21 protein-coding genes and 1 pseudogene are annotated in these 23,227 nt (G+C 72.2%); 14 read left to right on the top strand and 8 right to left on the bottom strand.

Features of this window, described 5'->3' with window-relative positions; genetic code table 11:
• The 4 genes from AC6EXY_RS12135 to AC6EXY_RS12150 all read left to right on the top strand — a co-directional run.
• Positions 1–790 (top strand): SDR family NAD(P)-dependent oxidoreductase (locus AC6EXY_RS12135; RefSeq protein WP_499818703.1); only part of this gene is annotated, 790 nt, incomplete at its 5' end.
• Positions 790–1,560 carry an enoyl-CoA hydratase-related protein gene (locus AC6EXY_RS12140; RefSeq protein WP_101832055.1) on the top strand — a complete coding sequence of 257 codons (771 nt, stop codon included), beginning with the start codon at positions 790–792 and terminating at the stop codon, positions 1,558–1,560. The genes AC6EXY_RS12135 and AC6EXY_RS12140, both read left to right, overlap by 1 nt.
• Positions 1,561–1,600: 40 nt before the next feature.
• On the top strand, positions 1,601–2,785 hold the full coding sequence (locus AC6EXY_RS12145; protein ID WP_101832056.1) for a thiolase family protein: 1,185 nt from the start codon (positions 1,601–1,603) through the stop codon (positions 2,783–2,785).
• A 220-nt stretch (positions 2,786–3,005) separates the two neighbouring features.
• Positions 3,006–4,757 (top strand): AMP-binding protein, encoded by a 1,752-nt coding sequence (locus AC6EXY_RS12150; RefSeq protein WP_243407558.1) that lies wholly within the window; start codon positions 3,006–3,008, stop codon positions 4,755–4,757.
• A gap of 117 nt (positions 4,758–4,874) precedes the next feature.
• Here AC6EXY_RS12150 and AC6EXY_RS12155 read toward each other — a convergent pair whose 3' ends face one another.
• The gene (locus AC6EXY_RS12155; protein WP_207770314.1) at positions 4,875–6,569 is read right to left on the bottom strand and encodes an AMP-binding protein; all 1,695 of its coding nucleotides are present in this window, start codon (positions 6,567–6,569) and stop codon (positions 4,875–4,877) included.
• A 297-nt stretch (positions 6,570–6,866) separates the two neighbouring features.
• Here AC6EXY_RS12155 and AC6EXY_RS12160 point away from each other — a divergent pair, with 297 nt between their 5' ends.
• Complete coding sequence (locus AC6EXY_RS12160; RefSeq protein ID WP_243407559.1) at positions 6,867–8,006, top strand: serine hydrolase domain-containing protein; 1,140 nt, start codon at positions 6,867–6,869, stop codon at positions 8,004–8,006.
• A gap of 309 nt (positions 8,007–8,315) precedes the next feature.
• Positions 8,316–9,716: an HNH endonuclease signature motif containing protein gene (locus tag AC6EXY_RS12165; RefSeq protein ID WP_499818702.1), complete on the top strand. Its 1,401-nt coding sequence runs from the start codon at positions 8,316–8,318 to the stop codon at positions 9,714–9,716.
• A gap of 117 nt (positions 9,717–9,833) precedes the next feature.
• Here AC6EXY_RS12165 and AC6EXY_RS12170 read toward each other — a convergent pair whose 3' ends face one another.
• Positions 9,834–10,286: a nuclear transport factor 2 family protein gene (locus AC6EXY_RS12170; protein ID WP_101833074.1), complete on the bottom strand. Its 453-nt coding sequence runs from the start codon at positions 10,284–10,286 to the stop codon at positions 9,834–9,836.
• Between the two features lie 205 nt (positions 10,287–10,491).
• Between AC6EXY_RS12170 and AC6EXY_RS12175 the strand changes: the two genes are divergently transcribed.
• Together AC6EXY_RS12175 and AC6EXY_RS12180 are read left to right on the top strand one after the other, a co-directional pair.
• The gene (locus AC6EXY_RS12175; protein WP_101833073.1) at positions 10,492–10,884 is read left to right on the top strand and encodes a TraR/DksA family transcriptional regulator; all 393 of its coding nucleotides are present in this window, start codon (positions 10,492–10,494) and stop codon (positions 10,882–10,884) included.
• A gap of 245 nt (positions 10,885–11,129) precedes the next feature.
• Complete coding sequence (locus tag AC6EXY_RS12180; RefSeq protein WP_499842336.1) at positions 11,130–11,501, top strand: nuclear transport factor 2 family protein; 372 nt, start codon at positions 11,130–11,132, stop codon at positions 11,499–11,501.
• A 236-nt stretch (positions 11,502–11,737) separates the two neighbouring features.
• Here the strand turns inward: AC6EXY_RS12180 and AC6EXY_RS12185 are convergent, their stop codons facing one another.
• The 3 genes from AC6EXY_RS12185 to AC6EXY_RS12195 form a co-directional block, all read right to left on the bottom strand.
• Complete coding sequence (locus tag AC6EXY_RS12185; RefSeq protein WP_499818701.1) at positions 11,738–12,685, bottom strand: carbohydrate kinase family protein; 948 nt, start codon at positions 12,683–12,685, stop codon at positions 11,738–11,740.
• 142 nt (positions 12,686–12,827) lie between these two features.
• Positions 12,828–13,178: a hypothetical protein gene (locus tag AC6EXY_RS12190; RefSeq protein WP_499818704.1), complete on the bottom strand. Its 351-nt coding sequence runs from the start codon at positions 13,176–13,178 to the stop codon at positions 12,828–12,830.
• Positions 13,178–13,582 carry a response regulator gene (locus AC6EXY_RS12195; RefSeq protein ID WP_499818700.1) on the bottom strand — a complete coding sequence of 135 codons (405 nt, stop codon included), beginning with the start codon at positions 13,580–13,582 and terminating at the stop codon, positions 13,178–13,180. The genes AC6EXY_RS12190 and AC6EXY_RS12195 overlap by 1 nt, the downstream gene beginning before the upstream one ends.
• A gap of 323 nt (positions 13,583–13,905) precedes the next feature.
• Between AC6EXY_RS12195 and AC6EXY_RS12200 the strand changes: the two genes are divergently transcribed.
• On the top strand, positions 13,906–14,604 hold the full coding sequence (locus tag AC6EXY_RS12200) for an NADPH-dependent F420 reductase (protein WP_101832926.1): 699 nt from the start codon (positions 13,906–13,908) through the stop codon (positions 14,602–14,604).
• Between the two features lie 232 nt (positions 14,605–14,836).
• On the opposite strand, the gene AC6EXY_RS12205 is transcribed toward AC6EXY_RS12200, so the two are convergent.
• Entirely contained in the window at positions 14,837–15,112 is a 276-nt protein-coding gene (locus AC6EXY_RS12205) for a hypothetical protein (protein WP_133150742.1), read from the bottom strand.
• A gap of 131 nt (positions 15,113–15,243) precedes the next feature.
• Between AC6EXY_RS12205 and AC6EXY_RS12210 the strand changes: the two genes are divergently transcribed.
• The gene (locus AC6EXY_RS12210; RefSeq protein ID WP_101832919.1) at positions 15,244–16,056 is read left to right on the top strand and encodes an Fpg/Nei family DNA glycosylase; all 813 of its coding nucleotides are present in this window, start codon (positions 15,244–15,246) and stop codon (positions 16,054–16,056) included.
• 162 nt (positions 16,057–16,218) lie between these two features.
• Here AC6EXY_RS12210 and mptB read toward each other — a convergent pair whose 3' ends face one another.
• Complete coding sequence (gene mptB, locus AC6EXY_RS12215) at positions 16,219–17,784, bottom strand: polyprenol phosphomannose-dependent alpha 1,6 mannosyltransferase MptB (RefSeq protein WP_133150741.1); 1,566 nt, start codon at positions 17,782–17,784, stop codon at positions 16,219–16,221.
• A gap of 450 nt (positions 17,785–18,234) precedes the next feature.
• Here mptB and AC6EXY_RS12220 point away from each other — a divergent pair, with 450 nt between their 5' ends.
• Complete coding sequence (locus tag AC6EXY_RS12220) at positions 18,235–18,363, top strand: hypothetical protein (RefSeq protein WP_279354667.1); 129 nt, start codon at positions 18,235–18,237, stop codon at positions 18,361–18,363.
• A 29-nt stretch (positions 18,364–18,392) separates the two neighbouring features.
• Here the strand turns inward: AC6EXY_RS12220 and AC6EXY_RS12225 are convergent, their stop codons facing one another.
• Complete coding sequence (locus AC6EXY_RS12225) at positions 18,393–18,785, bottom strand: hypothetical protein (RefSeq protein WP_101832917.1); 393 nt, start codon at positions 18,783–18,785, stop codon at positions 18,393–18,395.
• 572 nt (positions 18,786–19,357) lie between these two features.
• On the opposite strand from AC6EXY_RS12225, the pseudogene AC6EXY_RS12230 reads away from it, so the two are divergent.
• The 3 genes and pseudogenes from AC6EXY_RS12230 to AC6EXY_RS12240 all read left to right on the top strand — a co-directional run.
• Positions 19,358–20,410: pseudogene (locus tag AC6EXY_RS12230) on the top strand (ABC transporter substrate-binding protein); the annotation flags it as partial.
• 54 nt (positions 20,411–20,464) lie between these two features.
• A complete protein-coding gene (locus AC6EXY_RS12235) occupies positions 20,465–21,427 on the top strand; it encodes an LLM class flavin-dependent oxidoreductase (RefSeq protein WP_101832915.1) in 963 nt (320 codons plus the stop codon).
• A gap of 58 nt (positions 21,428–21,485) precedes the next feature.
• A complete protein-coding gene (locus AC6EXY_RS12240; RefSeq protein ID WP_499818699.1) occupies positions 21,486–23,015 on the top strand; it encodes a class I adenylate-forming enzyme family protein in 1,530 nt (509 codons plus the stop codon).
• Positions 23,016–23,227: the final 212 nt, after the last annotated feature.

Here is a 23,227-nt window from a genome sequence, read left to right on the forward strand (position 1 = left end):
GTTCCGCGTGACCGCGCCCGTCCATCCTCTCGACCTGACCGGGCACGTCGCCCTGGTCACCGGCGGCAACTCCGGGGTCGGCCTCGGCATGGCCGACGGCCTCGCCCGGGCGGGCGCCGACGTGTGCGTCTGGGGCCGCAACCCGGACAAGAACAAGGCCGCCGCCGAGCAGCTCGCCGCGCACGGCGGTCGGGTGAGCGCGGTCCAGGTGGACATCACCGAGGAGGACGCGGTCAGCCGGGGGTTCGACCGGCTCGTCGAGGAGTACGGCCGGGTCGACTCCTGCTTCGCGAACGCGGCGCTGGCGAACTCGATGACCGCTCCCCGGTTCGTCGACTCCACGTTGGAGTCCTGGCAGCACATGATGAAGGTCGACCTCGACGGCGCCTATCTGACCACCCGCGAGGCCGCCAAGCACATGATCGCCCAGGGTGAGGGCGGCAGCATCGTGCTGACCTCGAGCATCGCGGCGTTGTTCGGAGCGCCGCGCGAGGAGGCGTACTCCGCCGCGAAGGCGGGCGTGACGGCGCTCGCCCGGTCGCTGGCGGTGGAGCTCGGCCGCTACGGCATCCGGGCCAACTCCGTGCTGCCCGGCTGGACGGTCTCCCCCGTCTTCGACGGCTGGCTCGACAATCCCGCCGTCAGCGAGAAGATCATGGGGCGGATTCCGCTGCGGCGCTGGGGTACCGGGGCCGACTGGGCCGGTATCGCCGTCTACCTGGCCTCCTCCGCCTCGTCCTTCCACACCGGCGACCAGTTCCGCATCGACGGCGGATACGGAGTGTTCTGATGACCAGTCCTTCGAGCGAATCGTCCAGCGAACCGTCGAACGACGCGGCCGACGTGCTGTTGACGCGGTCGACCGACGGGGTGCTGCTGCTGACGCTGAACCGGCCGGACGCGCGCAACGCGCTGTCCCCGGAGCTGATCGCGGCCCTGGAGGCCGCGCTCGACGACTTCGTCGCCGACGACGGGCTGCGCGCCGCGGTGCTCACCGGCTCCGGGTCCGCGTTCTGCGCCGGGCTCGACCTGAAGCGGTTCGCCGCCGCCGGGGCCGACCGGCGCTCCGCGAGCCGGCTGATCCGCCGGTTCGGGACGCTGCCGAAGCCGGTCATCGGCGCGGTCAACGGCTGGTGCGTGACCGGCGGCCTCGAGCTCGCGCTCGGCCTGGACTGGCTGGTCGCCGGCCCCGGGGCGATGTTCGCCGACACCCACCTGAAGGTCGGCGCCTTCCCCGGCGGCGGGCTGACGGCACGCCTGGGCCGGATCGTCGGGACCCGCACGGCGAAGGCGATGAGCCTCGGCGGGCTGCGTCTGGACGCCCAGGCGGCCCTGCTCGCCGGCCTCGTCACCCAGGTCGTGCCCGAGGAACGGCTGGTCGAGCACGCCGTCGAGCAGGCCGGGCGGATCGCCGCGGCCAACCAGGACCTGGTGCGCATCGTCCGCGACCTGCACGACGGGAACATCGATCGCCCGCTGACCAAGGCACTGGCCGTCGAGTACGCCAGACGTGAGGAATGGCGCTCGATCGGTCCACAGACCTGGACCGTTCAAAGCTAAAATCAGACAATTAAATGATATGAAATCGAAGGGTGGCGTGATGACAGGCACCGAGGTCGTGGTGGTGGACGCCTGCCGTTCGGCGATCGGCAAGCGCAAGGGATCGCTGAAGGACGTGCAGTCCCCCGACATGCTCGGCGATGTGCTGCGGGGCCTGTTCGACCGCACCAGCCTCGACCCGGCGCTGGTCGGGCAGGTCGTCGCCGGCTGTGTCAGCCAGGTCGGCCAGCAGGCCGGCAACGTGGTCCGCAACGCCTGGCTCGCCGCCGGGCTGCCCCTGGAGGTCGGCGCCTCCACGGTGCACTCCCAGTGCGGATCTTCCCAGCAGGCGACGACGCTCGCACACGGCCTGGTCGCCTCCGGCCTCGTCGACATCGCGGTGGCCGCCGGCGTCGAGTCCATGGACCAGATCCCCATGGGCTCCAGCACCGACCCGAAGTTCGGCACCGGCCGCAACGAGCGCTACACCGAGCACTACGAGGTCACCACCCAGTTCGAGGGCGCCGAGCGGATCGCCGAGGCCTGGGGTTTGTCCCGGCTCGACCTCGAGGAGTACGCGTTCCTCGCCCAGCAGCGGGCCGCCCGCTCGATCGCCGAGGGCCGCTTCCAGTCCCAGATCGTCCCGATCAACGCGCCGGTCACCGACGACGAGGGCAAGGTCGTCGGCCACAAGCCGTACACGACGGACGAGGCGCTGCGGCCCACCACGCTGGAGGGTCTGGCCAAGCTGAAGACGAACCTGCCGGACCGGCCGGGCGGTGCGAAGCACACCGCCGGCACGTCCTCGCAGATCGCCGACGGTGCCTCCGCCGTGCTGCTGATGACCGCCGCGAAGGCCGAGCAGCTCGGGCTTACCCCACGGGCCCGGCTGGTGCGCTCCGTCCTCGTCGGCTCCGACCCGGTGAAGATGCTCACCGGGCCCATCCCCGCCACCCAGAAGCTGCTCGCCGACACCGGCCTGTCCATCGACGACATCGACACCTTCGAGGTCAACGAGGCGTTCGCCGCCGTCGTGCTCGCCTGGCAGAAGGAGCTCGGCGCGGACATCGAGAAGGTGAACGTGAACGGCGGCGCCATCCCGTTCGGCCACCCGCTCGGCGCCTCCGGCGGCATCCTGATCACCCGGCTCGTCAACGAGCTGGAGCGTTCCGGCGGCCGCTACGGCCTGGTCACCATGTGCTGCGGTGGTGGCCTCGGCACGGGAACGATCATCGAACGGATCTGATCCGGCGCGGTCCGGGCCACGCGCTGCCGCTCGCGCGCGTGATCCGAGCCGCGACCATCTGTCCGGCCGGGGCCGGCCACGCCTGACCGCGTGGCCGGCCCCACCAACGTTTCGCCCACGGAAAACCGACTTTTCAAGCAAATCGAGTTGGTCATCAGGCATGGATTTCCAGGCAGGCCAGAATCGGCTGGACCGGGCATTCGACCAGGAGGACTCGACGGTGGCAGCACACGACCAGAACCCGGGCACCGCGACGGACCTGTGGAGCTACGTCCCCGCCGAACTGCACCGACGGTGGGACCTGGAGATCCGCACGATCCCGAACGCCGCCCGGATCGCCGCCCGTCGCTTCCCCGACCACGAAGCCATCATCGACGGTGACACCCGTCTGACGTTCCGTGAACTCGCGGCGGCGATGGAGGACGCCGTGCGGGCCGTCATCGCGCTCGGGATCGAGCCCGGTGACCGGGTCGGCGTGTGGGCACCGAACATGCTGCGCTGGGTCGTCGCGGCCCTGGGCATCCAGGGTGCCGGCGGCGTCCTGGTGCCGGTCAACACCCGTTTCCGCGGCGAGGAGGCCGCCTACGTGCTGCGCAAGAGCGGCGCCAAGGCGATCTTCCTGGTGACCGACTTCCTCGACACCGACTACCACGGCATGCTGTGCGCCGCCGATCCCGACCTCCCCGCCCTGCAGCACGTCATCGCCCTCGACGGCGACCGCACCACCGCGGTCGACTCCGCCGCCGAGAGTTCCGCCGCCGCCGAGAGTTCCGCCGCCGCGTCCGCCGGGGATGCCACGGCCGGGGGGCGGCTGTCGTGGGACGCGTGGCTGCGACTTGGCGCCTCGGTGCCGGTCGAGGCCGCGCGGGACCGGATCGACGCGGTCACCCCGGAGTCGATCTCCGACATCATGTTCACCTCCGGCACGACCGGACACCCCAAGGGCGTCGTCCTGACCCACGGTCAGTCCCTGCGCGCCCACGCCTGGCTGGCACAGGTGATGCGGTTGCGCGCCGGCGACCGCTACCTGATCATCCCGCCGTTCTTCCACACGTTCGGCTACAAGGCCGGCTGGATGGCCTGCGTCGTGCACGGCGTGACGATGCTGCCGCTGGCCGTCTTCGACGTCCCCACCGTGCTGACGCTGCTCGACCGCGAACGGATCTCCGTCCTGGAGGGCCCGCCGACCCTGTTCCAGGGCATCCTCGACGCGCCCGACCGGGCCCGGTTCGACCTGTCCGCGCTGCGGGTCACCATGGCGTCGGCGGCCTCCGTCCCGCCCAGTCTGATCCAGCGGATGCGCGACGAGCTGGGTGCCGAGGTGACCCACAGCGCCTACGGCCTGACCGAGGCCACCTCGTTGGTGACGACGACCTACCCGGATGTCGACTCCTTCGAGGACATCACCACCACCGTCGGCCGCGCCGCCCTGGGCGTGGAGGTCCGGGTGGTCGACGAGGCCGGCCGGGAGGTGCCGCGCGGCACGCCCGGCGAGCTGCTCTGTCGTGGTTTCAACGTGATGAGCGGCTACTGGGAGGACAAGGAGCTCACCGCCGAGGTCATCACCCCCGACGGCTGGCTGCACACCGGCGACGTCGCCGAGATGGACGAGCGCGGCTTCATCCGGATCACCGACCGGATGAAGGACATGGTCATCGTCGGCGGGTTCAACGTCTACCCGGCGGAGGTCGAGCGCATCCTCGGCGCCCATCCCGACGTCGAGCAGATCGCCGTGGTCGGCGTCCCCGACGAGCGGATGGGCGAGGTCGCCGTCGCGTTCGTCGTGCCGCGCCCCGGCGCCACCATCGAACCCGCGGCGTTCATCGCCTGGTCCCGCGAGCACATCGCCAACTTCAAGGTGCCTCGCGCCGTCCATGTGGTGGCCTCCCTGCCCCGCAACGCGAGCATGAAGGTCCTCAAGAACGACCTCCGCGGCCAGGCGCTCGACCTGCGCGCCGGCGCCGCCAGCTGACCGCTCGCCGACCCGTGGGCGGTGCGCCCCGAGACCAACCGGCGCACCGCCCCGAGGCACCGCCGGCCCGGCCGCGCCTGAGTCCAGGTCGGCCCGGGCCGGCGGCGTGGTCCGCCGTCAGTCCGCGTCGCGGGCGAGGCGACGCAGATCCGGCTTGCGGATCTTGCCGGACGCGGTGCGCGGAAGCGGCTCGTCGGACGTGATGAGCCGCTCCGGCCACTTCTGCTTGGCCATGCCGATGCCGGTCAGATGGCTGCGGATGTCGTCGAGGGTGATCGTCTGCCCGGGGAAGGGGTGGACGACCGCGGCGGCGCGCTCGCCGACGCTCTCGTCAGGCACGCCGATCACGGCGACCTCCGCGATCCCCGGCATCCCGGACAGCGCGCCCTCGACCTCCGCCGAGCTGATGTTGATCCCGGCGCGGATGACGATGTCCTTCTTGCGGTCGACGATCGCCAGCCAGTCGGCGTCGCCGTGCCGGCTGAGCACGCCGATGTCGCCGGTGCGCAGCCAGCCGCCAGGCGCGACCGCGTCTGCCGTGGTCGACGGGTCCAGGTAGCCGGAGAACAGATCCGGCCCGCGGCTGAGAACCTCGCCCGGGCTGCCGAACGGGACGTCGCGCTCCTCCTCGTCGACGATCCGCACCTCGACGCCGGCCTGCACGGCCCCCTCGGTCGTCAGGCGAGGCACCTCGGGGTCGGTGACCAGGGACAGCGTGATCGACGGATGCTCGGTACTCCCATACCCCCGGGCTACGACGACGCCGGCCCGTTCCAGCCGCTCGACCAGCGGGCCGGGCACGGGCGCGCCGCCCAGGCACGCCGCGCCCATGAGCGCCGCGAGCGCGGGCGTGCAGTCGGGATGGTCAAGCAGCGAGGTGGCGAACACCGGTGCGTAGAGCCCCGGCGGCAGGCCGAACTCGGCCATGATGGCGAGCACCCGAGCCGGATCCCAGATGTCGACCAGATGGATGCCGACACCCCGGAACGCCGGCGCGAGCCCGACGGCGAGCATGCCGGTGACGTGGGCCAGCGGCGCACCACCCAGGCGTGGCAGCGTCCCCGGCTGGCTCGGCACGATGTGATGGCGCACCTCGGACACCAGGGCGCGGTGCGACATCAGCACGCCCTTCGGGTCCGACGTCGTGCCCGACGTCCACGCGATCGCCGCCGGGGATCCCGGATCGACCGCCGGTACCGGCTGCTCGTCCGCCGCGCCCGCGACCAGGTCGGCGAAGGAGGTGGCCCAGCTCGGCAGCGGACCGTCGCCGACGACCGCCACGGTGCGCAGCGCCGGCAGATCCCCGCGCAGCGCCTCGGCCTCGGCCAGGTAGTCGCGTCCGCGGAAGTGGCGCGGGATGACCAGCGCCACCGCCCGCGACCGGCTCAGGATGTGGCGCAGCTCCTTCTCGCGGTAGTACGACGCGATCGGCACCAGCGTCGCGCCGGACAGCGCGATCCCGGCGAAGCACACCAGCGACTCGGACCAGTTCGGCAGCTGGAAGGCGACGGTGTCGCCCTGCCCCACGCCGCGCGCCCGTAACGCCTGGGCCAGCGACCGCGCCGCGCTCAGCACATCCGCGTAGGTGCCCTCGTAGGGATGCTCGGCGGAGTGGACGCGCACCGGCGACGACGGGTTCCGGCTGAACGCCTCGACGATCGCGCTGGCCAGGGTGGAGCCGTCCCACCAGCCGGCGGCCGTGTAGCGGGCGAGCAGCTCGGCGTCGGTGGGCAGGAGCGCCCCTGCCCAGACCGGCTCGTCCGCGGCGCCACTCCCGGCCTGATCAACCGGATCTGTCTCGAGCGTGCTCACCGTGACGCCTCCCAGCGCATCGACATGCGAAGACCCTCGTTCCCGTTCGGTGGACGCGGGTCCGGCACCTCCCGTGCCGCCCGTCACATCCCCTATTACCGGACACTAATCGACGTGGGCTGGTTCACGCCGCCAACCCATGTTCGCTGCCTACAAGCACAGGCGCGGTGAGATCGGTGCAATCCGACCGTAATGCCGGATACTGTTTACTGTGACGTGCACCACGGGCGGCATCACGTCGAGTCGGCCGGCCCCGGAGCGACATGGGCAGGTAGAGCGGGCATGGGAGGTCTGGTCGTGAGTACGGCAACCGGGTGGGTCGCGTCGCAGGAGGTCGTCGAGCCGGCAGACGCCGGAGTGGATCCGGTCCGGCTGGAGGCGCTGGTGCGCCACGTCCGCGATGCCATGGCGACGTTTCCGCTGCCGTCAGCGCAGCTCGCCGTCGCGCGCGGCGGCCAGCTGGTACTGAACGCCGCGTTCGGCGACACCGATCTGACGCGCCGCTACGTGCTGCAGTCCGCCGGCCGCACGGTCGTCGCCTCGATCGCCTGGCAGTTGCTCGACCAGGGGCTGATCAGCCTGGATGACACGATCGCGTCGATCATCCCCGAGTTCGGCACGAACGGGAAGGACGTCGTCACCGTCGAACAGGTGCTCACCCACACCGCCGGACTCCCGTTCGCGCCGCTGGGCTATCCGAAGATGCTGTCGCACGACGAGCGGATGGCGGCGTTCGGCCGGTGGCGGCTCACCTACCCGCCGGGAGCCCGGCTGGAGTTCCACCTCACCTCGGCGGCATGGATCATTGCCGAGCTGGTGTGGCGGCGCACCGGGGTGACCATCGCCGAGTACCTGCGCACCCGCCTGTGCGAACCGCTCGGCCTGTCGCTGGAGCTGGGCGTCCCGGTGGAGCGGCAGGCCGACTCGGTCGCACCGATGATCGCGACCGACCGGACATCCGACGACCAGGAGGTCGATCCCTGGGGGCCGTGGTACGTCTCCCGTCCGGAGATCCTCGCGGCCGGGGAACCCAGCCACTCGCTGGTCGGCACCGCCGCCGACGTCGCGCTGCACTACCAGGCCGTCGTTCACTCGGGCCGGTGGTCGCCGGAGATCGTCGCCGAGGCCACCCGGGTCCGGCGTAGCGAGGCGCCGCACGGCGACCAGCTCTACGGCGGCGGCGACATCCCGACGCACATGGGCCTGTTCACCACGATCAGCGGTCGCTACAACGGCAGCTGGCTGCCCACCGTCGGCTCCCCCGCGACCTGGGGCCATGGCGGCGCCGCCTACCAGCTCGGCTTCTACGATCCCGAGGCCGATCTCTCGGTCGCCTGCCTGACGAACGGCTACCCGCTCAGCGGCTACGACTACACCCGCCGAGGCGTCTCCTACCTGGTCAACCTCGCGAACCTGGCCGCCGCGACCGTCAGCTGAGCTCACCTGCGGCCGCGACCTTGTCCACAGCCGTGAGGGCGCGTTCCAGCTGTCCACAGGTCAGAACATGTGTTCGATGATCCGGGCTGCCTGATCTAGCGTTGTTTCATGGTCATCGACACTCGGACCGGTGCGACGTCCTGCCGCACAGGCCGTCCCTCCGGCCCGCCCCCCGACCCTCTCGGCTCGCCTCCCGTTCCACCGTCCGATCCGTCCGACGCCGGTCCGGACACGCTCCCCGAGGCCGCCGGTCCCTCCTCCGCTTCCGCGTCCGTGCACCCGCCGTCGTCTGACGGTGCTGGGGGTGGCATGCCTGGCCGGTTCGCGGTGCTTGGTGAGTTGTTCGATGTGTTGTTGTCGGAGGAGCCGTGGCGGCTGTCCGACGGAGAGCTCGACATGCTGTTGGAGAAGGCGGGCCGGTTGGGGGGCCGGGTGGCGGCGCTACGCGGCCGGTTGATCGTCGAGGCGCAGGAGCGTGGCCTGGCGGCTCGTGTGGGCGCGGTCGACGTCGCGAGCCTGCTGCGGGACCGGTTGGCGCTGGCCTCGCGGGAGTCCCGCCGTCAGGTCAGCCTGGCGCTGGCGGTCGGCAACGGGCCGTGTGCGGCGACGGGGGAGGCGCTGGCCCGCGGGGAGATCACCGTCGAGCACGCCCACGTCATCCGCGAGGCCATCGAGGGTCTGCCCCGTGATGTCACCGACACCGAACGTGCCACCGCCGAACAGATGTTGATCGACTACGCCGGCACGTTCGACCCGTACCGGCTCGTCCGGCTCGCCGCCCGTATCCGCGAGCAGCTCACCCGCGTCGACACCTCCCCCGGCGGCGGCGACCCCACCGCCGCCAGCCGCGACGGCCAACCCGACGGCCCCCCGACCGGCGGCGGCAACGACAACAGCGGCGCTTGCGACAACGGTGGCGCCCCCCGCCGGTCGGGACGCGGCGACGACGACGACCGTCCCTCCCCCGACCCCGCCCAGGTCCGCGGCCTCACCTTCACCGACACCCCCCGCGGCACCACCCTGATCAGCGGTGAACTCGACGCCGAAGGCGCCGCGCTGCTACGCACCGCCCTCGACGGCCTCGCCGCACCCCGCCCCGCCACCGACGGCTCCCCCGACCCCCGCAGCCCCCGCCGCCGCCAGGCCGACGCCCTCCTCGACCTCGTCACCCGCGCCCTGAACGCCGCCGCCGTTCCCCTCTCCGGTGGAGTTCGCCCGCACCTGACAGTGCTCGTGCCCTGGAACACACTCCTCGCCGGCGGCCTCGACCCGGCCACCACCAGCTGGGGACTACCGCTGCCCCGCGGCGTCCTCAGCCGCCTGGCCTGCGACGCCGAGATCACCAGGATCATCCTGGACCCCGCGGGCGTCCCCCTCGACGTCGGCCGCACCCACCGCGTTGCCACCCCCGCCATCCGCCGCGCGCTCGCAGCCCGCGACCACGGCTGCGCGTTCCCGTCCTGCGACAGGCCACCCGCCTGGACCGAATGCCACCACGTCACCGGCTGGGAGAACGGCGGACCCACCGCACTGTCGAACATGATCCTGCTCTGCGGCCAGCACCACCGACAGGTCCACCACGACAAGTGGACGATCACCTTCGAACCCGACGGCCTGCCCTCCTTCATCCCACCCCCACACATCGACCCTCACCGCCGACCCCGCCGAAACCCCTACAACCGACCACTCCCCAACTTCCGCCAGCCATGATCGAGGCTCACGGGCCTGAGTGGATCGATCGTCGCGGCACCCACCGAGGTCGGTGCGCCGCTGCCTCCGAGCCGCTGGCGGTAGCCGCTGTCGGTAGCCGCTGTCAGTGAATCTTGGTCATGGCATGGGCAGAGGTCGGCCGGCGTCCTCGGGCGGGCGTGGGCCGTGGATGAACCTGTCGGCCTCGGCGATCGCGACGTCGTTGATGCTCGCCTCACGCCGACGCATCAGACCGTCCTCGGCGAACTCCCACTGCTCGTTGCCGTAGCTGCGCCACCACTGACCGCCGTCGTCGCGGCACTCGTACTGGAAGCGAACGGAGATCCGATTGCCGGTGAACGCCCATAGGTCCTTGCGGAGTGCGTAGTCATGCTCCCGCGCCCACTTGCGGGTGAGGAAGTCGACGATGGCGTCCCGGCCCTGGAAGATCTCGTCACGGTTGCGCCAGATCGAGTCCTCGGTGTAGGCGCCCGCGACCCGAACCGGGTCCCGCGTGTTCCAGGCGTCCTCGGCGGCCTGCACCTTCTGGCGCGCGGTCTGCTCGGTGAACGGCGGTAGCGGTGGTCGCATGCGGACTCTCCCCTCAGGATGGGGCGATGCGCCGACCGGCCTGTGCCTCCGCACGTCGGCCGATGACGTGACACCCTGTCCGATCCTCTCGCACCGTGGCGACCTGGACACGTTCCTCGGGCCTCGAAGCACCCAATGAGCAGCCAACGTCGCGTGCCCCCTGCTGTCCCGGCGGGTACAGCCGCCAGCAGGAGGTCAGCCGACGATGCAGGTCGAGCCGGACAGACCAGACGAGCCCCATTGGCCGGACGAGCCGCGTGGCCGACTCCTGGCTGAACGGGCCGATGCCGCCGCCCGGGTTGACGCGCTACGCGCCGAGTTCGGTCGGGTGCTCGAGGACACTGCCGATCGGGACGCTGACGATGAGCACGACATCGAGGGCGCCTCCATGCCGTTCGAGCGGGAGCAGATGCGCGCCACGCTCCGTCAGGCCGCAGCGAGGCTGGTCGAGGTCGACGCCGCGATCAGCCGGCTTGCTGCCGGCACCTATGGCGTGTGCCAGACCTGCGGGCGCCGCATCGACGCCGGCCGGCTGGCGGCCCGTCCGTCCGCCCGCACCTGCGTGGCCTGCCCGCCACCATCGCCAGAACATCGGTGAGCCCACCACCCACGCGCGGAGGACGTTCCACTCGGCGCGACACGCCCAGGACCGGATGCGGCGCCGCCACCCACGCGCGGAGGACGCTTCGGCGCCGCCGCGCGCTGGCAGGCCTCACCGTGCCGCCGCCCACCCGCGCGGAGGACGCTTACCTCTGCGGTAATCGACCGGTTCGAGCACCCGCGGCATCGTTGTTCCCGCGCGGGAGAAAAAATTCTCCGCGGCGCGGGCAACGGAAGGAATACATGGTGACCTCACATGACGACGCCGTTTCGCGTTATTTCGCGGCGTGGAACGCGGAAACGGACGACGAGGTTCGCAGGGCAGTCGCCGCGGCGTTCACGCGGGACGCCAGCTACACCGATCCGGTGGTGGACATCGCGGGCCACGAGGAGATCACGGCCACGATCATCGGAGTGCACAAGCAGTTCCCCGGCTTCGAGTTCCGGCTTTCCGGTTCGCCGGACGCCCACCACCACATCGCCCGGTTCTCCTGGGAGCTGGTCTCCGGCGCGGACGGGTCGGCGCCCGTCGCCGGCTTCGATGTGATCGCCCTCGCCGACGACGGGCGGATCCGAGCGGTGAGCGGCTTCCTGGACCGCCTGCCCGCCGCCTGACCGACCAGTCCGCGAAGCAGCCACGTCACCACGACACCACGACACCACGTCGGCAGGCTCGCCACGTCGCCCTTCCGCCACTCAGCCACTCAGCCACTCCGGCAGGCGGCAGGCGGCAGGCGGCAGGCGGCAGGCGGCAGGCGGCAGGCGGCAGGCGGCAGGCGGCAGGCGGCAGGCGGCAGGCGGCAGGCGGCAGGCGGCAGGCGGCAGGCGGCAGGCGGCAGGACTATGTCAGATCATCTGGTGCGGGTACGCAGATCGGCGATGTGGCCGGCGTCGACGTGTGTACCGGCACCGGGGGTACCCACAGCACAGCCGGCGACGAGGACGGCGTGGTCGGCGGCCATCGCCGCGTCGCCGGTCGCGAGCCAGTAGTGCAGGAAGCCCGCGAACAACGCGTCGCCGGCGCCGGTCGTGTCGACCACGCCGTGCGGCGCGATCGCGGGAAAACGCCGTACGGCCTGGCCGCGAATGCCGAGCAGGCAGCCGTCCGCGCCCATTCCGACCACAATGATCCGGGCCGGGAATCGTTTCAGCACATCCGCCGCGAACGTGGCGGGATCGGTACCGAGCCGCTCGGCTGAGCAGAAAAGAACGTCAGCGGCCTCCAGCCACGGCCGGAGACAGGCGTCGTCCACACCGCCGACCGTCTGCACATCCACCGCAACGGGCACGCCGGCGGACCTTGCCATGGTCAGCAGCGGCCGGGCGAATCCGATGGTGGACACGACCGCGAGGCGCGCGCCGGCCAACAGGGCGTTGAACACCGTGGCGGGATACTCCGCGTCCGGCAGGTCCTTGAGGTCGGTGTTCACCTGTCGCGCGCCGCCCGGTTCGACCAGCACCACGGACGTCGGCGTCGATCCCACTTCCAGCACACCGCTGCCAATGGCCGGCCCGCCGTCCGCCGAGAGGTCGCCGCCGGCTGTCTGGTCGCCGCCGAGCAGACCGAGGCGGGTCAGTTCGGCCCGCACGAGCAGGCCGGCCGGATCGCGGCCGACGAGGGCGGCCAGCGAGACCGACGTCCCGAGCGCACGCAGGACGCGCGCGACGTTCAGCCCGACGCCGGCGACCTCCAGCCGCAGCCCGTGCCGGGGATACCGCACGGGGACGTAGTGGACCGGGAACCCGTCGACCGGAACCGTCTGCGCCACGCCCGCCACCCCGGCCACGACCACGGTCACCCCACGACCCACCGTCACCCCACCTCGCACGAATCCGTCCTCAGGCGGCACCAATGCCAGCATGCCTGGAGCCCGCAAGCCAACTCCGTCCTGACCACGGCGATGCCAGGGGTGGACCGTCCACCGTCGAGGACTCCGACCGTCAAAGACTTCGACACCCCAGGGCGAGGGCCTCACCGGCAGGGTGATGCTGGCGGCACGGGCGGCCCCGCCTGCGCCCCAGGACGAGAGCCTCACCGGTCCATGAGTCCCCGGTCCCGGCGGCCGTCCGTGGACGTGGTTTCGGTGGACCGGATGGTCGCTCACGGTCGTGACGGCCGTCGAGGTAGCGCAGGACGGCGGCGACGCGTCGGTCCACGCGATCGGCGGGCGCCAGGTCGAGCTTGGCGCGGATGGCGCGAATGGCGCGAATGGCGCGAATGTGTTTGTGCAGGGCGTCCTCGGTGACGACGAGTCGCTCGGCGATGGCACCGTTGTCCAGGCCCTCGGCCATCAGGGCAAGCACGTCGGGCTCGCGGGGGCTGAGCCGCTCGAGCCGCGGGTCGCGCCGCGTGCGGGCGAACAGCTGCGCGACGACCTCCGGGTCGATGGCGGTGTCGCGGCGGCGACGCGGTGCACGGCGTCGAGGAACTCCCCGACCCGGCCCACCCGCTCCTTGAGCAGGTATCCGAGGCCGCCGACGCCGTCGACGAGCAGCTCGGTGGCGAACGTCTGCTCGACGTAGGCCGAGAGGACCAGCATGCCCAGCTCAGGGCAACGCCGCCGCGCCTCGACGGCCGCGGCGATGCCCTCGCCGGTGTGGGTCGGTGGCATCCGCACGTCGAGGACGGCGACGTCGGGTCGGTGCACGTCGAGGGCGGCCAGGGCGTCCTGCCTGGTCCCCGCCGCGGCGACCACGTCCAGCGGCGACCACGAAGTAGGCCGTCGCCTCGACCGACGCGGCGCAGCGGCGAGTCAGGTCGACGTCGAGCCGACAGGGAACGGGGCAGTCGGCGGCGAGTCCTTACGAGCGCGCCGGCGAGCCCGCGGTCGGCGAGCCCGCGGTCGGCGAGCACCGGCGGCAGGATCCCGCGGGCCACCGTCCGCAGCTCGGCGAGGGCCTGTTCGGCCGCGCCCTGGGCGCGTTCGAGGATCGCGGCGGGAGCAAGGGAGACGGCGGGGTGGGAGCAGGGGAGACGGGGCGGGGAATGTCGACCGTGCCGCTCGGAGTTGTCGACGGCATGACGACCCTTGGACTGATCGGCAGCGGGAACATCGGCGGAACGGTCGCGAAACTCGCCGTCGCCGCCGGATATGACGTCGTGCTGAGCAACTCGCGCGGCCCGGAGACCTTGCAGGATCTGGTGGCGGAGCTGGGGCCGCGGGCCCGGGCCGCCACCGCGGCGCAGGCCGCCGCCGCGGGTGACCTCGTCGTCGTGACCGTGCCGCTGCGCGCCTACCGCGAGGTTCCGGTCGAACCGCTGGTCGGGAAGGTGGTACTCGACACCAACAACTACTACCCGCAGCGGGACGGCGTCTTCCCCGAGTTGGAGAACGAGTCGACCACGACGAGCGAGCTGCTCGCCGCGCACCTGCCAACCTCGAAGGTGGTCAAGGTCTTCAACAACATCTACTACAAGCACCTGCTGTCGCTGGCCCGGCCCGCCGGCGCCCCGGACCGCTCGGCGCTGGCGATCGCCGGTGATGACGCGACCGCCAAGGCAACGGCCACCGACGTTCTCGACGCCCTCGGCTACGACGCCGTCGACGCCGGACCGCTGGCGGAGGGCTGGCGCTACCAGCGAGACACCGCCGCCTACGCCAACCTGTACTTCGGCGCCGATGGCACCGCCGGGGACGCCGGTGCGCAGGTGGACGCCGCGACCCTGCGCGCCGCGCTCGCCTCCGCCCGCCGCTACGCCGACACCCCGGCCGGCTGACCTACCTGCCCACCCGCCGTTCGCTGGCAGGGCGGTCCGTCGGCGCCGGCGGGTCATGACCGTCATCCGACCTTTGTTCCGCCAGGAGCATGCCTGTCGGCGCGGCGCCTCGCGGCGTCATCGTGAGCCACTCCCGGACTGGGCCTTCCGGGGCACAGGAGGCGACCACGATGTCGACCGACCAACACCAGCACCAGCACCAGCACGCAGACGACATCCCGCCGGCCGCGCGTCAGAACCGCCAGCAGGCGCCGTGGCTGCGCCCCTCGCGGGGCGCCGGGAAGGTCAGCAGGCTCTCTCCGACCGCGTCCAGGTTGAGGGATGGCAGGCCGGCGGGGTCGTCGTCGGCAGTGCGGGGCGGTACGCCGTCAAGCAGCCAGACGCCGGCGGGCGGCCGCGTCGGCGAGAACCGCAGCCGCAGGTGGAACAGCTCGCATCGGGTCAACGGGATGAAGCCGTAGTGGTCGGCCATCACCTGGCCGGCGCCGAGGGTGAGCCGTAAGGCCATCCGATGCCGGCCCCCCGCACGCAGCGGCGCCGGCGGCCGCACGACGAAGCGGAACAGACTCTCGCTCGGCCGCTCCCGGGCCTGATCCCTGCGATCTCGCGATGCCGGGCCGCCGGTATGATCGGCCCACCATGCCCGAGGGTCACACCGTGCACCGGCTGGCCGCCGCACACGGGCGCATGTTCGGCGGCGTCGCGGTCGGCGCGTCAAGCCCGCAGGGCCGGTTCGCCGACGGCGCCCGGCGCCTGGACGGGCGGGTGCTGACCACCGCCGAGGCGCACGGCAAGCACCTGCTGCTCGGCTTCGACGACGACCAGATGCTGCACGTCCATCTCGGTATCTACGGGACAAGCACGCTCGCGGCCGGTCCGCCGCCCGCGCCGACGGGTGCCGTCCGGTTGCGGCTGACCGCCCCCGCCGGCTACGCCGACCTGCGCGGGCCTAGCGCCTGCGAGCTGCTGGGTCCCGGCGAGGTGAAAGCGCTGCGCGACCGGCTGGGCCCCGACCCGCTGCGCGCCGACGCCGATCCGGAGCTGGCCCGGCGGCGCGTGGGCCGCAGCCGCACGACGATCGCCGCGCTGCTGATGGACCAGGCGGTGGTCGCCGGCCCGGGCAACATCTACCGGGCCGAGGTGCTCTTCCGCGCAGGCATCGACCCGATGCTGCCCGGCCGCGACCTGACCGACGAGCAGTGGGCCATCCTGTGGGCCGATCTGGCCGCGCTGATGGCCGACGGGGTGCGCACAGGCCGGATCGACACCGTCCGCCCCGCGCACACTCCCGAGGCGATGGGCCGTCCGCCCCGCGTCGACGACCATGGCGGCGAGGTCTACGTCTACCGCCGTGCCGGCCTGCCCTGCCTTGTCTGCGCGACCGAGGTCCGCTCGACCACCCTGGCGGGCCGCAACCTGTTCTGGTGCCCCACCTGCCAGCCCACCCGCTGAACCCGCCCGCCACCCCGACGCCCAGGCCTGGCGCGTGCGGGCGCTTGCGAGTGGAAGCTCCGGCGGCGAGTGGAAGCTCCGACCGCGAGTGCAGGCTCCGACCGCGAGTGCGCAGGCCGCGGCCGCGAGTGGAGACTCCGGCGGGGGCCGGTAGATGGGCCGTCAGGCGCGTCGGGACGCGGCGACGGCAGCCCGCCTGGACGCGGTGACAGCCGCCCCACGGCTCACCGCCGCGCACAGGGCCGCGGCCGCCACGTAACCCGCCAGGGCCACGAGGCCGCCATGTTCGCGCAGCCACCGCAGCGCGGCGGGATGGTCGGCGACGAGCAGGGAGCAGTGCTGCAGGCCGAGGAACGAGCCGGCCGAGGCGATCGCCAGGACGGCCATCCGTGCCGGGCCGCCGGGCCGCACCGCCAGCGGCACGAGACCCCAGGTGAGGTACCAGGGGTGCAGCACGGGCCCGAGGGCGGCGAGCGCGAGCAGCATGGCCCCCGCGCTGGCGGTGAGTGGCCGGGCCCGGATGGTGGCCAGTGTCCACAGGCACACGGCGCCTGTCGCCGCGAGCCCCGCGTGCTGGGTGAAGGTCAGGATGCCGGCGGGTGAGGGATCGAGATCGAGCAGGCCCGCGCCCCAGCCGAGCAGATCGGCGGCGATGCTGGTCGGCGTGTAACCCGTCAGCACGGTCGCGGGAGTCGTCGCCGTGCGTACCCACCCGAGCCCGTCCGGGACGAGCGCCGCCAGCCCCGCGAAGGCCGCCCCGGCGACGATCGCATCGCGTGCGGCCCCAGCGACCCGGGCCGGCGCCCGCCGCCGCCAGCCCGCCGCAAGCTCGCCACCACCATGCCCGTCACCGCGCGATGCGTTGCGAGCGTCTTCGCAGCTCGGCCGGGACGGTGCGCCGGCACGCCAGGCGATGGCGGCGGCGACGGCGAGGACGGCCGGCCATTTGATCGCCGCGGCCGCGGTCAGCAGAACGAGTCCCGTCACCGCCCGGCCACGCTGGACGGCGAGCAGGCCCGCGACCACCAGGCCCATCATGATCGCCTCAAGGTGGGCGGCGCCGAGGAGCTGGAACAGCACGATCGGGTTGAGCGCGGCGAGCACGAGGGCGTCGGCACGCCGATGCCTGGGGGCGCCGGCGACCGCGCAGGCGGCGATCAGCACCACGCCCGCGAGCGCCAGCAACCGCAGCAGCACGATCACCCCGATGAGGCTTCCCCCGGCGACCAGGTGAGCCAGCCGGAACAAGGTCACCGCCAGCGGGCCGTACGGCGCGTTCGCTGACCGCCAGAGCGGGTCGACCGCGGCGAGCTGCGGACTTCCGGCGGCGAGCGCGGTGGGGGCGGCGTGGTAAGGATCGAAGCCGGTGGCCAGCAGCATCCCCTGCGCCGCGTAGCTGTAGACGTCGAGGCTGAGGATCGGCGGCCCCAGGCAGACGGGTATCGACCACACGGCGAGCAGCCCGACGGCCTGCCGCGGCGACAGGATGCCGCGGTGGGCACGCATGCCGGCGCGCAGCCACGCGAGCAGCGTCAGTGCCACCCCGCCGACCAGCAGGGCCGGCAGGCCGGAGGACTCGGTGAGGTTCACCGGGTTGAGCAGGCCCAGCCAGGACGTCGGCGGGCTGGCGAGGGACTGCCGGGCAAGCCGCCCGCCGGTGGCCACCACCAGAACCACGCCGACGAACCCGGCGGCACCGATCAGCACCACCTCAGGTGGCGTCCACATCCGCCGGAACCGGCCGGAAGGGAGGTACATGCCAGGAGAACGGGACAGGCCGGGAAGTCGGATGCCTGGAAAGCGCGCGGCCACGAGCAACGGAGGCTATGGGCCGGCGGATCGCGCATCTCCCCCGGCAAGCCGAATATCCGATGAACATCCCCGGGAATCCGGCGACGCCTGGGACGCCAGCGGGCTTGGGCCGTCGCCTGGTCCGAGAAGATCGACTGTGACCGGGAGATCCGCCGGGGCCAGGGAAGCGCCGAGGCCACGTCGGCGGAGCGGGCAGGGGGAAACTGGGGCATGGAGCTGCGGACGTTCGAGGCGGTCGCCCGGACGGGCAGTGTCACACAGGCGGCCCAGGAATTGGGCCACGCTGACCGTCGGCGCGTTGGAGACGGTGAGCGTGCATGTCCTGCCCGCGGTGCTCGCCGTGCGCCCGCATGCCGACGAGGCGAGGTGGCCGCCGTCGAGGTGACGGATGCCGATCTGCACACGGCGCTCGCCATGACCTGGCTCGACCGCGGCTCCGAGGATCCGCGCCTGACCGGCTTCCAGTCGGCGCTGCGTCAGCACCTGGCGGCCTGACGCGAGGCGTCCGCCAGCGCGGCCTCGGCTCAGCGCACAGCCACACGCACCGCGGCCGGCCGGTTCGTGCTGAACTCGGTGCGGTGTGCGCCGACCCGCTGCCGACGGCGGGCGAGCAGGACGTCCGCGAGGGCGTCCGCGCGCTCCATGTCGTCGAGAGTGGCGCGGGAGCGGCCGTCCACCGTGAGGATGGCCGCGAGCAGTTCCGCGGACAGCCTCGTGCGCGCGGCGACACGGGCTACGCTCGGCGGCAGGCACGGTGCCCCCGAAGCGGATGACGAGGCCGGCGCGGTGGAAGCCGCCGGAACGGGCCGAGGACGCGCCTCGGCACCACCCAGCGGCGAATGGACCTGCGTGCGCGACGCATGATGGTCCTGATGCGCGATCCGCGGGTGGGGTCGGAGACCGAGGAGATCGAACATACATTCGATCCTGCCGGCTCCGGATCAACCTGTCAAGGGAGCGCCCCGCCCGCGCCGCATCACCCCGGCCCGCCGGCACACCACATCACCGACCATCCGTGCCGGTGGGCGGCGCGAGGCGGTCGAGGAAGCGGTCGAGCTGGGCCAGTCCGACAATCAGGGGGATCACCCTTGCTCGGATGCCAGACCAAAGGACGAAGCTGCGTGAATCGGCGGTGACGTTCGTGGCGACGTTCGCGGCCAGGACTCCTGGGATGGCCTCCCGGTAGATCGGGTTCGCGCATCCGGAAGGATCAAGTACTTCCCGTCGCGCATCCCTCCGGGACGGATACGCGAGCAGTACGAATCGGTGGTGGGCACGGCTCGCGAGGTGCCGGTCTCCGGCGGCCAGGCGTAGGTATCGGGCGGCGGACACCGCCCGATACCGCGCCGGGCGGCGGGCGGCGGCTACGCGGAGGTGGCCTGACGGTCCCTGGTGGTGGGGGTGAGGCCGCGTTCGCGGAGCTGGTACTTCTGGACGCGGCCAGTGGCCGTGAACTGCTGGCCTAGCGGCGCTCGAGAACCTCGCCGCCGCCAAGGCCGCCGCACGCGCCATCAACGCGTCGGGCGGCGTGGGCGGCAAGCAGATCGAGATCCGCTGGTGCGAGGACAACAACAACCCCAACGACGCGGTCAAGTGCGCCCGGGCCGCCACCCGTGACGGCACCGTCGCGGTCGTCGGGTCGAACTCGCAGTTCTCGCAGCCCCTGACCGAGGTCCTGGCCGCGGCCAAGGTGCCCTGTGTCGGCTCGGTCGGCGCGACCGCGGCGGAGAGCAAGTGCGCCGTCTGCTACCGCTTCGACGCCGGCGCCCAGCTGATCTTCGGCGGTCTGGCTCCGCAGATGAAGGCCGACGGCGTGAAGTCGGTGTCCATGATCCGCCGTGACATCGCCATCGCCGCCGAGACCTCGAAGAGCGCCAGCACCGCGGCCCGCGCCAGCGGTCTCGATGTCAAGGAGGACATCAAGATCGGTGCGTCCACCACGGACCTCGCCCCCGCCGTCGCGACCCTGGAAGCCTCCGGCGCCGACGGCGGAATGCTGCTCGTTCCGAACGAGGCCGCGCTCGCCTTCATCAAGGCCGCCGGCCAGGCCGGCTACAAGGGCCCGCTCGGCGCGGTCGACTCGCAGATCCAGACCGGCCTCGCCGACCTCGGCCCGGCCGCGCCCCAGTTGCGCGTGGTGAGCGCCCAGCCGCCGGTCACGGCGGTCAAGGAGTACCCGGGCCTCGCGCGTTACGCGAAGGAGCTCGACGCCGAGAAGGCCAGCGGCGACAGCGCCGCCGGCATCCGCAACTCGACCAGCCTGCGGGCCTGGCTGTCCGTGCACGTCGCGGCCCAGGTCGCGGCCAAGGTCACCGGCAAGCTGACCGCGACAAGCATGAACGACTTCTTCGGCACCGCGACGAACATCGACCTGTTCGGGATCCTGCCGACGTGGACGCCGTCCGCGAAGGGCACGGTCAAGGGCTTCGAGCGGCTCAGCAACGCGCAGGTCTTCTTCCTGCGCGTCGAGAACGGCCAGTTCGTCCTCGCGCCCGGCGCCATGCACGGACTCGACCTGAACACCCGCAGGCCGCTGACGTAAGACGTACACGGAGCGCGCCCGCGCGCGAAGTCATGACAGAACAAGGAGCGACAGGTGACGGTGAACGGCGACATTCCTGCGGCGGGACGGCCCGGGATCGGCTTTCTCGCCGCGCCGGGAGAATCCGGGAGTCTGTCGGACTTCGCGCGCACGCTCGAGGACGCCGGTGCCGACTCGCTGTGGGCGTCCGGGCACATCACGATCGGCCGGCCGGTCCCGGAGCCGCTGACCAGCCTGGCCCACATCGCGGCCGTCACCACCCGGGTCCGGGTGGGGTCGGCCGTGTTCCCTCTGCCGCTCTACAACCCGATGGTGCTTGCCAAACAGCTCGCCGAGATCGACCGCCTGTCCGGGGGACGGGTCAGCGTCGGGGTCGGCACCGGCGGCGAGTACCAGCGGGAGTTCGACGCCGTCGGCGTTCCCCGGACGGGGCTCGGCCCCCGCCTCGACGAGCAGATCGGTCTTCTGCGCGCCGCCTGGGCGGACCGGTCGACCCCGTTCCGCGGCGCGCTGTGGCAGGTCGACGACGCGCGGGTGGAGCCGTCGCCGGCCCACCCGCAGGGCCCGCCGATCCTCGTCGCGGGCCGCAAGAACCCGGCGATGCGGCGCGCCGCCCGGCTCGGCGACGGCTGGATGCCGTTCCTTTACACCCCGGAGCAGTACGCCCGCTCGGTCGCCGCGATCCACCGGCTGGCCGGGCCGGACCGCGATCTGACCAGCGGATTCGAGTGGCTGGTCTTCGTCTACGTGAGCCTCGACGACGACGCCGAGACGGCGCTGTCACGCGCGATCAGCTACGTCGGCGCCGGTCAGGCCGGTGATCCGGAGCGGTTCACGACCTTCGTCGAACGGGTGGCCGCGTTCGGGCCGCCGAAGCTGGTCGCCGCCCGGCTGCAGGAGTTCCTCGACGCCGGCGCCCGCCACCTGATCCTCGCCCCGACCGACGGCGTCGACCCGGCGGCGATGGCCGCCGACGTCCTGTCCCGGGTCGCGCCGCTGCTCCGCGTCCCCGCCTGACCCGCGCGTCGGCGTCCTGACCGTGCCAGAAGGCCTGACCGTGCCAGAAAGGAAGTCCATGTTGTTCGACCTGCTGCTTCGCAACGCGCGGCTCGCCCCTGATGCGGAGGCGCTCGTCGACGGCGACCGAGTGCTGACCTTCGGCGACCTCCTCGGCCGGGTCAGCCGTCTCGGCGGCGCGCTCGACGGCGTGAGCGCTCCCGGCGACCGGGTCGCCCTGCTCTCGACGAACCGCGCCGAGTTCGTCGAGGCGCAGTACGCGGTCCCCTGCGCCGGGCGGACCCTCGTCCTGCTCAACTACCGGCTACATCCCCGGGAGTGGGCGGGCATCCTGCGGGACTGCGGCGCCGGCGTGCTGATCGCCGAGCCGGCGCTGTGGTCGGCCCTCGCGCCCCTGGCCGACGAGCTCCCCGCCACCACAACTGTCCTGCTCCTCGACGACCCGGCCGCCGCCGACGCCCACTCCACCACCCCGCCGTCCCCCTACGCCTGGCCGACCCTGGCCGACGACGACCCGGCGTTCATCATCTACACCAGCGGCACGACCGGCTTCCCCAAGGGCGCCGTACTCACCCACCGCAACGTCGTGTCCGCCGCGATGATGTCGGCGCTCGACTGGGACCTGCGCGACGACGAGCGTTTCCTCATGGCGCTGCCGATGTGCCACGCCTCCGGCCTGCAGACCTTCTGCTACCACCTGCGCGGCGCCCTCATCGTGCTGATGCCGCGTTACGATTCCGGCCCCTTCCTCGACCTGGTCGACCGCCACCAGATCACCCAGATCTCGCTCGCGCCGACCATGCTCGCCTTCCTGCTCGACGACCCGTCCCTGCCCGACCGGGATCTCAGCCGCATCCGCCGCGTCGGCTACGGCGGCATGATCATGTCCCCGGACCTGGCCCGTCGCGTCATGCGCCGTATCCCGAAGCCGACCTCGGGCTTCGGCCAGTCCGAGTCGACCATGATGTTCACCCGGCTGTCCGCCGAGGACCACCAGCGGGCACTGGACGGCGAGGAGAAGCTGCTCACCTCCGTCGGCCGGCCGTCCCCGACCGTCCGGGTCGAGATCCTCGACGAGGACGACCGCCCCTGCCCGCCGGGCGAGATCGGCGAACTGTGCCTCGCCGGCGACACCGTGATGCGCGGCTACTGGAAGGACGAGGAACGCACCGCCCAGGCGCTGCGCGGCGGCTGGCTGCACACCGGCGACCTCGCCCGCCAGGAGGACGGTTACATCTACCTGGTCGACCGCAAGAAGGACATGCTCATCTCCGGCGGCCAGAACATCTACCCTCGCGAGCTGGAACTGGTGATGCTGTCCCATCCCGCCATCCGGGACGTCGCGGTCATCGGCGTGCCGGACGACGTGTGGGGCGAGAGCGTCGCCGCCTACATCGTCCCCGAGCCCGGCGCCGCGCTGACCGAGGCCGACGTCATAGCGCACACCCAGGCCTCGCTCGCCGGCTACAAGAAGCCCAAGCACGTGGTCATCGTCAACGACCTCCCCCGCAACCAGATGGGCAAGGTCGTCAAGAACACCCTCCGCCAGGCCTTCGCCGACCAGTCCACCCCGCCCAGCCCGCGCTAGCCCGGGTATGGACCGCGACGTCGCCGGCGGGAGTCGGGCAGACGACCCGCGAGCCGCGGCACACCGGAGGGATACGGCATCGACACGACTGGACTGACCAGCGCCTTTTCGCCGCGCAACAATGCCCGCAGAGCACGTTGCTGTTTCACGATGAGCCGGTAGGGCGCCCTCAGATCATCCCAGGCCCGGCTTGGGACACCGCGACACTGGAT

The sequence above is a fragment of the Frankia sp. RB5 genome (assembly GCF_059816245.1).